8 protein-coding genes are annotated in these 9,772 nt (G+C 60.7%); 6 read left to right on the forward strand and 2 right to left on the reverse strand.

The genetic code is table 11. The annotated features are described in order from the left end of the window. Nucleotides 1-18: 18 nt before the first annotated feature. Both NKJ46_RS32485 and NKJ46_RS32490 read right to left on the reverse strand, forming a co-directional pair. On the reverse strand, nt 19-690 hold the full coding sequence (locus NKJ46_RS32485; RefSeq protein WP_352671127.1) for a DUF3780 domain-containing protein: 672 nt from the start codon (nt 688-690) through the stop codon (nt 19-21). 22 nt (nt 691-712) lie between these two features. Beyond that, nucleotides 713-3,838 carry a DUF499 family protein gene (locus NKJ46_RS32490; protein ID WP_352671129.1) on the reverse strand — a complete coding sequence of 1,042 codons (3,126 nt, stop codon included), beginning with the start codon at nt 3,836-3,838 and terminating at the stop codon, nt 713-715. 339 nt (nt 3,839-4,177) lie between these two features. Between NKJ46_RS32490 and NKJ46_RS32495 the strand changes: the two genes are divergently transcribed. From NKJ46_RS32495 to NKJ46_RS32520, 6 genes are all read left to right on the forward strand, one after another. Beyond that, nucleotides 4,178-4,615, forward strand: coding sequence for a DUF6932 family protein (locus tag NKJ46_RS32495; protein WP_502903488.1), 438 nt, complete (start codon nt 4,178-4,180; stop codon nt 4,613-4,615). Beyond that, nucleotides 4,612-6,060, forward strand: a complete 1,449-nt coding sequence (locus tag NKJ46_RS32500; RefSeq protein ID WP_352671134.1) for a helix-turn-helix domain-containing protein — start codon at nt 4,612-4,614, stop codon at nt 6,058-6,060. The genes NKJ46_RS32495 and NKJ46_RS32500 overlap by 4 nt, the downstream gene beginning before the upstream one ends. 9 nt (nt 6,061-6,069) lie before the next feature. Then, nucleotides 6,070-6,678 (forward strand): DUF4186 family protein, encoded by a 609-nt coding sequence (locus NKJ46_RS32505; RefSeq protein ID WP_352671137.1) that lies wholly within the window; start codon nt 6,070-6,072, stop codon nt 6,676-6,678. A gap of 260 nt (nt 6,679-6,938) precedes the next feature. Beyond that, nucleotides 6,939-7,706 carry a radical SAM family protein gene (locus NKJ46_RS32510; RefSeq protein ID WP_352671140.1) on the forward strand — a complete coding sequence of 256 codons (768 nt, stop codon included), beginning with the start codon at nt 6,939-6,941 and terminating at the stop codon, nt 7,704-7,706. Between the two features lie 332 nt (nt 7,707-8,038). Then, nucleotides 8,039-9,025: a hypothetical protein gene (locus NKJ46_RS32515; RefSeq protein WP_352671142.1), complete on the forward strand. Its 987-nt coding sequence runs from the start codon at nt 8,039-8,041 to the stop codon at nt 9,023-9,025. After that, nucleotides 8,968-9,468, forward strand: a complete 501-nt coding sequence (locus NKJ46_RS32520) for an ASCH domain-containing protein (RefSeq protein ID WP_352671145.1) — start codon at nt 8,968-8,970, stop codon at nt 9,466-9,468. The genes NKJ46_RS32515 and NKJ46_RS32520 overlap by 58 nt, the downstream gene beginning before the upstream one ends. Nucleotides 9,469-9,772 lie beyond the last annotated feature (304 nt).

Below are 9,772 nucleotides of genomic sequence, written 5' to 3' on the forward strand. Positions count from 1 at the left end.
GCGCTTCACGGTGCGAGCCTATTCTGCGGGCAGGGTCGGGGCGAAAAGGAAACCCGGATCATCCGGAGTTGGTCTCGTAGGCTTCGCACGCTTCGGCTTTCCGCCATCCGGTGCATAGCTATCGTTGGAGCGCGGCGCGAGGGTGCCGCGCCCGGTGACCGCGCCGAGGTGGAAGGCGTCATTCCGCGTGCCGAAGCAAAGCGCTTGGCGCAAAGCGCCCCGCCAGCCCATGCCACATTGATGCGCAAGGCCGGTCGCCGCCGCCGTCATCGTATAAAGCCACCAGCGCTCTTCGACCTTCAAGCCCACCCAATTGCGAATGGCCACGACGGTTTCTTCGGGTCTCACGTCGGGCAGCTCGACAGCCCAGAGCAAGACCAAAAGCTCCTTGCCGAAAAGCCGCTGAACGGCGGTCTCATCTGCACCCCAGCGCCCGGCGGGTTTGCCTTCGGCCTTCAGGCGGCGGTTGAACTCGGACCGTAACTCCGGCGAGATGATATCCCAAACCGCTCGTGGGGCTTCGCAACGCATGATCGTTTCTGGCGCCCACTGGGCTTCCCGCTCAGTTGGCGGCCGCCCGAAGACCTCGAAAATCTGCACCTTCGCGTCGCGCCCCTTCATTAGGCGCACGAGATAGCCATGCTCCTGATAAATGTCGGCGCAATCGAAGTTTGGGGTGACGGTTTTCATGAGCTATCCTTGCGCGATCCTTTTACTCCTGCGTCCACGTCACGCGATCGAAATCCTCCCCCGCCGCGTCACAAAATGCAGTGAGTTCACGCCCCGACGGGAATGCAACGCCATCAAGGCGCAATTTTACTGTCGGGGTGGAGGCATTCAGCTTCGCGACGAGCGTCTTCACAAGCGCATCGAGATCAACTGCCGGCACCGCAACATCGCGACCAAGACGCAATGTGAGAAAGTCCGCTTCAGATCGCGAGCCGTTGACCTCGATTGATCCGCCGAGGATCTGTGTATCGGGCGTCTTGGCCAGTCTATCAAGCGAGGAGAATGCGGTGGCGGTGTCCTTGGGCTCAAACCGTGAAGTCATGGTGGCGGGCGCGTCGGGCTTCAGCACCGGCTTGACCTGGTTGTATGACCCGCTGGCAGAGTCGCTCATGCCTCCTTGCAGAGGTGCCGTTTCTTCCTCGCTGAATTGCCCACTGATTTCTGCGACGGCGCGCAGGCGGGTTGCTCCAGCGGGGGCTTCGATATCAGGGCCAAGTATCGGGCCGACCTTGGGATCGGAGCCGTCGAACGTGGCGCGAATCACCGCCGAACGGGGGCTGACGATGAACGTGACGTGATGGCCGCCAGAAACCCTCTTCACATCTGGCTTCACGCGAATCGGCGCACGCCATTCGAAGACGTCGCCGGTCTTTGCCACAGCCTTGCTATCGACCGCGATGAACCATGCCGCCGCTGCCGCTGTCTCGTGCACGCGGCCATTCAGTTTGGGTGCGGTTGACGGATCAGGTGGCCCGTTCTCGGATACATAAATGGTGTCGGCATCTTCCGGCGTAACGTTGATCAGGAAACGGCCAGTTTCGAGAGGGTTTGGGCCGAAATCGTCCAGCCGGGCGGACACCTTGGTCTGGCGCTCCCATTTCCTCGCTATCAGCCCTTCGCGCTCGCGCCAGAACCCGCGTTGAACGGCGGTCTTCACGAGCTGTTCGAACCCGCCACGCGGGAGCCAGAACCAGCCCGATCGGACGGCGGCATTGCGCTTGAGGGAGGATCGTTGAACGGCGTCGGCGTCGAAGAGAATTTCTTCGGCATCGAGGCGGAGGGTTTCGAACTCAGCGTCGAACTTGTCGCTTGAGATAAACTTGCCACGCTTCGCCAGGGTATCCACGATCTGCTGCTCGCCCGAATAGTCGTTCCGGTCGAACTCCATGCGGAAGTCGTCAATTTTTCGCAGCGCTTTGCCGGTCGGGAACATGATCGTCTTGAAAGTCTCGCGAAGGGCGCTCGTGAACCCCGCTGCTTCGCGTTCCTTCACGCCTTGAAGCTCTTGCATCTGTGATGACGACGCCCCGTGCTGCGCCTTGATACGCTCTTCGACCTTATCGATGGCGCGCGTGCGCCGCGCGCTTGTTCGAAGCGTAGAAACTGCATTCGGATCGGCGGTTAGAACTAGAACGCGGTTTTGGAGATCCAGCCTGTTCCACCAATCGACAAAGTCCTGAGGCAGCTTGTCGGCGGCTCGTTCCAGGATCACAAGTGTCGGACGGTCATCATCGAGCTGGATTTCGTCGAGCGCAGGCAAGATCGCCATGCGATCGGAGTAGAGCGCGCCGGTTCGAGGTTTGAACACCTCTTGCAGTTTCCTTCGGAGCGTCTGATCGACTTGCTCCTCGGCGATATTCGAAGCGATCTCGGTGATCTCCGCAGTTACGTTTGCCGTCTGACCGAAGAAGACGCGCTGATCCACACCTTGGAAAAGATACCAAGCCTGGCCTTGGATTCGTCCGAGGGCAGCCTTGATTTCGGAGACTTCGAGCAAGGGATCGACGAGGGTTTCAATCAGCTCGCCGTCAGTCAGTCCACGCAGCGGTGATTCCGCTGCCGACAACGATGACATCAGCAAAACCTTGGCCACCGCCGACGCGGTCGGAACACCGTCAGCGGCGGCGATCTTTTCAGCCAAAGCGTTGCCTCGGTCTGCCACGTCCCGCGATATTGCATTCGAATAGGCAGGATTGATCTTGCGGATCTCCTCGAGCGTCCCTTGATCGTTGAAGTCGAGGTGCTGAAGTCCGATCAGGAAGGCATTGTCGTTCGCGTTGAGCGCCCCGCGCACGGCGAGGCGAAGCAATCGGATGAGCGCACGAGTTTTCTGGTAGCCGCGGTTCTCCGAGAAGCGGGCGACGATATCGCGGATCGAAGGATGGAACGGGTAGGTTTCCCGGATACGTTCGATGAACGTTTCCGGCGTGGTAGCGATTGTGTCGACGCGCTTGGCCTTTTGGAGCGCGTCTACATAAGCCTGAGCCACTTCATCGATCCGATCGGCGGACGGTAAGCCGTCGAAGAGACGCTTTCGAACGATCGCGAATACCTCACCAGTATTCTGCTGGACCGGAGTGATCGCTTGCGCGTTCCGGTCGTAATGTTTGGTCAGACTTTCAATTAGCGTTCGAAGCTGGCCGGAACCATCAAGATAAACGTCATCCTTCAAATTCGTAACGACAACACATGCACGCGGACATCGAGGCAACGCATTAAACAAGCGTTCCAGCGCACCAATCGTAAGATCGCCGAGCGTCGTGTTTCCGACGGGCTCGCCCTGTGCCATCTGGAGGTAACTGGGCAACTCATCCAAGAGGATCAGCACCGGTTCGTCGCCAATAACAGCTACCCACTCGTCAACGCCCGGCGATCGGGCGCCCTTTTGCCAAAATGGAGCCATGACATCGCCACGGCCGAGCTTGTCGGCAACATACCCCCATAACAGGCTGTCGGGGTTCTGGTGGCCGTTGAAGATCACCACCTTTGCCGCACCAAACTCGCTGCCGCTGGCGATTCGTGGGATTACCTCCCGCCGTAGCTCGGGATCAGACGCGAGCAGACCAAAAGCGATCAAGCTGTGTGTCTTGCCGCCACCCATGGCCTGCGTCAGATAGAACGCGCCGTCGTCGGTCTTGCCTGCCAGGCGCTCGAACCCGCGTTTGACGAGCAGGTCCAGTCCAGCCGTAAAATGGTTGCGGCCGAAAAACTCCCTGCCATCGATTTTGCCTGACGCGAAGTCTTCCAACTGAGCGACTTGCTCGACGAGACTGTCGCTCCTCACGATGGCATTCGGAATACACAGTTGTTTTACAGTTGCTATTGGCATCGCCCCGCCCGTGTCTCGGATCGCCGACCTTGGTAGAGGGCATCGCCTTCAATAAAGGTCCGTTTCTCCGCTTTGCAATTTGCAATAGGGTAGTCTGATAGCGCCTTCTCAATCAAATGTCCGCGTTTGCCGGAGTTAGGGCGCATAGGTTCACAGTTTTCTGACGACTTACAACCGGTCGAGCGCAAACCAGATCCAGCAAGCAAATTGTGGAGGTCCGACCCCGATCTCTCGCTTGGTGTCAATCGGCGTGGGCTCTCCGTCCCGATCGAGGACGATCAACTCGGCTCCACTAACAGAACACTTGACGACCACCCAACACAACGATATTGTTGTGTTATGCTTCCTGATGCCGATTCATCGACCGGCTACCTTCCTCCTGGGGTTCACGAAGCCCCATGGAACGAGGTCGCGCCGAGGTTCAGCGCCAACGGCCACCGGACCCGCCTCGTCGGAGGTCTGTTGGCCGCGCTTCAGAACCTAGCGGGCGCGGGCTGCCGGTCGGTGCTCCTCGACGGAAGCTTTGTTTCTCAAAAGGCACTGCCGGAGGACTATGACGGAGCTTGGAACACTCAAGGGGTCGACCCCTATCGCCTCGACCCCGTATTGCTCGATTTCACGAATGGCCGAGCGGCCATGAAATCCAAATATCTGGGCGAGCTCTTTCCGGCGAGCTTATTCGCCGCCCCGGGCGTACTCTACCGCGACTTCTTCATGAAGGATCGCAACGGGGTGCCGAAGGGCGTCGTTAACATCGATCTCGGGAGTCTGCCATGATTAGCAACGAACGGCAGTACAAGATCACGCGGAGCGAAGCCGATCGCTTTCGCAAGGCTATCGGCGAGCTCGCCAATGGTCCTGCGCGCCACGATGTGCATCCTCGCCTACGGCAGGCAGAACGTGAAGCGATGGAAAGCCAGCTTGCCGACTTGCAGGCGGAAATCGCCGAGTATGATCGCCTCAAGTCCGCCGACCTCTCGATGATCTCCATCAACTCGTTCGACGAACTGGCCGATGGGCTTATCCAGGCGCGGATCGCGGGCAGGCTCAGCCAGAAGGACCTCGCCGAGCGCCTCGGTCTCAAGGAACAGCAAGTCCAGCGCTACGAAGCCGAGCGCTACGCTTCTGCCAGCTATCAGCGCTTGCGCGAAATCGCCAACGCGCTCGGTGTGCGCATCAAGAACGATATCCTTCTGCCTGTAGCGCCGGATGGTTTTGCAGGGCTCGTCAGCAAACTGCGCCAGGTCGGGCTCGACCGCGAGTTTCTATTGACGCGGTTGCTGCCGTCGGCCGATGCCGCGCGCGCCAGCGGCGAGGTCGGCAGCGAGGACGACGACTATGCCTTGACTGCCAAGGCTGGCGCGGTCCTCGAGCGGGTGTTCGGTTGGACGCGAGACAATGTCTTCGGAGCGCAAGCGCTCGTCGCTCCGCGCTTCGCCGCGGCTGAAGCACGGTTCAAGATGCCTGCCAATCGCGCCCAGGCTGCGACCAGCCTCTATGCGGCCTACGCGAACTATCTCGCCGTCGTCGCACTCAAAGGCGCCCGATCGCTGCCTAAAACGGAAATCCCGACCGATGCAGCGGCCATGCATCGGTATATTCTTAAGAGCTACAACACCGTTGATCTCAAGAGCGCGCTTCATACCGCCTGGGACCTGGGCGTCGTCGTTCTACCGTTGCGCGACCGCGGCACCTTCCATGGCGCCTGCTGGCGCTACGAAGGCCGCAACGCAGTCGTGCTAAAGCAGACCTCGCGCCACGAGGCGCGGTGGCTGTTCGATCTCCTGCACGAGGTCTTCCATGCCAGCCAGCGCCCCGAGGCAGAGACGTTGGAGGTGATCGAGGCCGACGAGACCTCTTCCGATCGGCGTAACTCCGACGAGGAGATCGCCGCAAGCCAATTTGCCGGAGAAGTCATTCTGGATGGAAAGGCCGAAGCCTTGGCTCAGGCCTGCGTCCAAGCCGCTCGCAATTCGGTCGAGCGGCTCAAGAGCGTCGTTCCCACGATCGCGGCAAAGCACTCGGTCAGCGTCGGCTCGCTCGCGAATTATCTCGCGTTCCGGCTGTCGTGGCAGGGCGTAAGCTGGTGGGGGGCCGCCGCAAACTTGCAGGCCGACGACGGCGATCCGTGGATGATCGCGCGCGACGTCTTCGTTGAACGCTTTCCTTACGACATTGACAACGATCTCGATCGACAATTGCTCGATCGGGCGCTCCATTGAGGTTTTCCCATGGCTGAGTTCCAGAAACCCCCGCCGCTCGACATCAAGTGCACGTCGACCGACTGCGACAACGACCTTCATTGTTTCAAGCAGCTGAAGAAGATGACGCCCGACCAGCGCGGCAAATGCCGAGCCTGCGGAGTGGACCTGGTCGATTGGAAGCGGCTGCATCGCCGCGACAAGGGTGATGCAGCGCACACCTTCGTTGCGCTTCAGCACGAACTGATCCGTCACCACTTCTTCCATCGCCCAGTCGACGACGCCGCGATGCGCCATGCCCAGCGCAAAGGCCGCGACGCGCTAAAGGAAGCGGCGAGAGACCGTCTTGGCAAGTATCTCGCCGTAGCAGAGCCGCCCCGTGACGGTTACCAGACGCCGCTTGAGGGCAATGCGATCTACTATGCGCAGCACGCAACGGCCACATGCTGCCGGACGTGCCTCGAATATTGGCATGATATCCCGAAGGGCCGCCACCTGACGCCGGAGGAGTTCGACTATTGCGTGACCCTCGTCTACCTTTTCCTTGACGAGAAGTTGCCCGATCTGGCCGACGAACCCGTCAAGGTGCCTCCCCGCCGTCGTGGCCTGCCACCCGAGCCGGAGGGGCCGCACTCGTGAGGAGCATGGTGAAGCCTATCGACACCGAGCGTTTCGCCGAGCAATTGCGCGCGCGCGCGATCGACGTCGAGGGTGGCCGCGTCCTGATCTCACGCCTGGCAGGGTCGGGCCAGGAGATCGATCTGACGCTGCCGGCGAACTGCAATGGCTATGGGCGCGTCCGCCATTTTCGGCTCGCGACCGCCGAAGGTTGGCCGACCAATCCGATTCCAATCGCGCCTGCATGCCGAGCGCTAGACATTACCCCGGTTCCCGACGTCATGACGGCGCTTGTCTTTCAGAACGCCGCCTGCGCCTGGCGTTGCTGGTACTGCTTCGTCCCGGAGGAGTTGCTCAAGGCCGATCTTAACCGTTCTGAATGGTTCACCGCTGCCGAGCTCGTTGACCTTTACCGCCAGATCCCCGACGGACCCCGGATAATCGATCTCTCCGGAGGTTCACCGGACCTCGTGCCGGAATGGACACCCTGGATGATGAGGGCCCTCATCGACGCCGGTCTCGCCGAAACGACTTATCTCTGGACTGACGATAACCTCAGCACAGCTTACCTGTTCGATGAGCTCGCGCCTGCCGATCTCGCCCTGATTCGCAGCTATCGGAACTACGGCCGCGTCTGTTGCGTCAAAGGTTTCGATGCTAGATCCTTCGCCTTCAACACGCGCGCTGCACCACAAGACTACGAGCGCCAGTTCGAGATTCTGCGGCGCCTGCTGGCGTTAGGGCTGGATGTCTACGGGTACGTCACGCTGACCTCGCCGCACGACGACGGCGTCGCACAGGGTGTCGCTGACCTGATGGACCGGCTACAGGCGATCGATCCCAAGTTTCCGCTTCGTGTCATCCCACTGCGCATTCAGATCTTCACTCCGGTCGAGCAAAGGCTGGCGCGCCACGAAGCGCGGGAAAAGAGTCTTGTAGTTCAGGAAGAGGCGATTGCCGCTTGGATGGGCGAGCTTGAGAGACGATTTTCACCGAATTTGCGCGCCTTGCAGATTTGCGATGTGCCGCTCCGCACGAGGGTCGCATGATCCAGTCGCGCCGCTCGCTTTCGCAAAATGCCTTTACCGCCAGGGTTGACGGGTTGATTTGCGCCGCGATTTCAAACGGCGCGACGAACTTCGCGACGCTTCTGCACGGTTTGCCGGCGGTTTATCCGACTGAGCTCCTCGCGTCGCTGAATCGGCTGGCGGCCGGCGGCATGATCGACTCGGCATTCGCTGCGTCGGTTCGTCACCAAGCCGCCGCGAGCGGCTCGGACGTCATCGAAGGCCGGTCTTTGCTGCCCTTGCCGCACCCGCTCGATTTCGAGTGGCGGTTCACGCCCGACACGGCGCGCTTGCTGCTCAATCGCGCCGCCGAAATGACGCCGGCCGGCAGCGACATTCTATTGTTCGGAACTCCGGGACTCGCTGTCGAGGCATTGACCTTGCCGATCGGTCGCCGCCTTGCCTTTCTGGCCGAAAACAACAGCGTCACCGATCGAGTCTTCGAGCTCAATCGCGCCACAGGTTCGCCGCTCTCCATCGCGTTCTGCAGCGGCGGCCTACCCCGTGAGAGCGCTGACGCCGTTCTTCTCGATCCACCGTGGTATCTCGACTTTGTGCGGCCAATGCTCACCGCCGCGGCGCATGCCTGCCGCCCCGGCGGTGTGGTACTTATCAGCCTCCCACCCGACGGTACGCGCCCGAGCGCGGAAGCCGACAGGCAAGCGGCTGTGGCCTTTGGCCGGAGGCTTGGGCTCGACCCGATTGAGCATTGCGCTTTGGCCATCGGCTATGAAACGCCATTCTTCGAGCGCAACGCCCTTGCCGCTGCCGGGATCTATCCGCCGCCGCACTGGCGGCGCGGCGACCTATTGGCGTTCAGGAAGACGCGGGCGCCGACCCGGCATCATCTCGCTGCTTCAGCGCAACGTCGCGACTGGATAGAAGTCGGCATCGGCCGCATGCGCCCAAGTAGCGAAACGCGCCCCGGCGAGGCTGGCCTCATGTCGCTGATCGATGGCGACGTACTGCCGACGGTGAGCCGGCGCGACCCGAGCCGTCGCCTCGCGCAAGTCTGGACATCTGGCAACCGGATTTTCCGAACCAATAATCCACAGGTTGTTCTTGAGGCCGCGATTTCCTGTGCTGGCGAGACGATGGGCTCTGGTGTCCAGCCACACCTTTGGGGCACTATGCAAGAACGCGAGCAGCTTGAGCGAATCGCTGACGAGTTGCGAGCCTTAGCGGCTCTCGAAGCACAAGAAGAACGAGGTGCGCCGAAGGCGGCGCTTGAACGGAGCGTGACTTGGAGGTCCAGTTCGACGCATTGCTGGAACAGGTCGACAGCCACGATTTCTGGCTGACTTACTTATCAGACGCGACGCAGCCTGCGAGCCGCATCGGGATCCATCTCGCCATCTTCTCTGAACCGTTCCTGTCGATGGTGCTGTCGGGTGAAAAGACGATCGAATCGCGATTCAGCCGAAATCGCTGCGCGCCATATGGCGAGATTGGCGATGGGGACATCATTCTTGTGAAGGAGGTCTCCGGGCCGATCTGCGGCATCGCACTCGCACGACGCACGTGGTGCTATGACCTCGAAGCCGAGCCGCTTGATCGCATCCGCCATCGATTTGGTGCGGGCATTGGCGCTGATGATGAATTCTGGGCTTCCCGAGCCGATGCGCTCTACGCCACGTTGATCGAGCTTGATACCCCTGCGTCCATCGCGCCCGTAAACTGCGACAAGCGCGACCGTCGCGGCTGGGTGTCGTTGCGGCCTCGCCAGATGAGTTTCGCCTTCTGATGAGCCTGCTGCTCTGTTTCTCGGGTCAAATCGGTAGTGGCAAGTCGTCGGTCAGCACGGCTGTTGGGGAGGCACTCGGTTGGCGACGCACTGGTTTTGGAGACTACTTGCGTAGCGAGATCACGCGTCTAGGGGGAAATCCAGACTGCCGTGAGGCGTTACAGGACTTGGGCCAGAAGCGCGTTGATGAAGACCCGAAAGCATTCTGCCGCGACGTCCTAGTACTACTGCGTCATAAATTGCGAGCCTGACGCGGACTGTCCATTGCCCTTATGCAGCACGGACATCGTTGCAGACGGTTGGC

The organism is Mesorhizobium sp. M0166, from assembly GCF_040322255.1.
Taxonomy (GTDB): Bacteria; Pseudomonadota; Alphaproteobacteria; order Rhizobiales; family Rhizobiaceae; genus Mesorhizobium.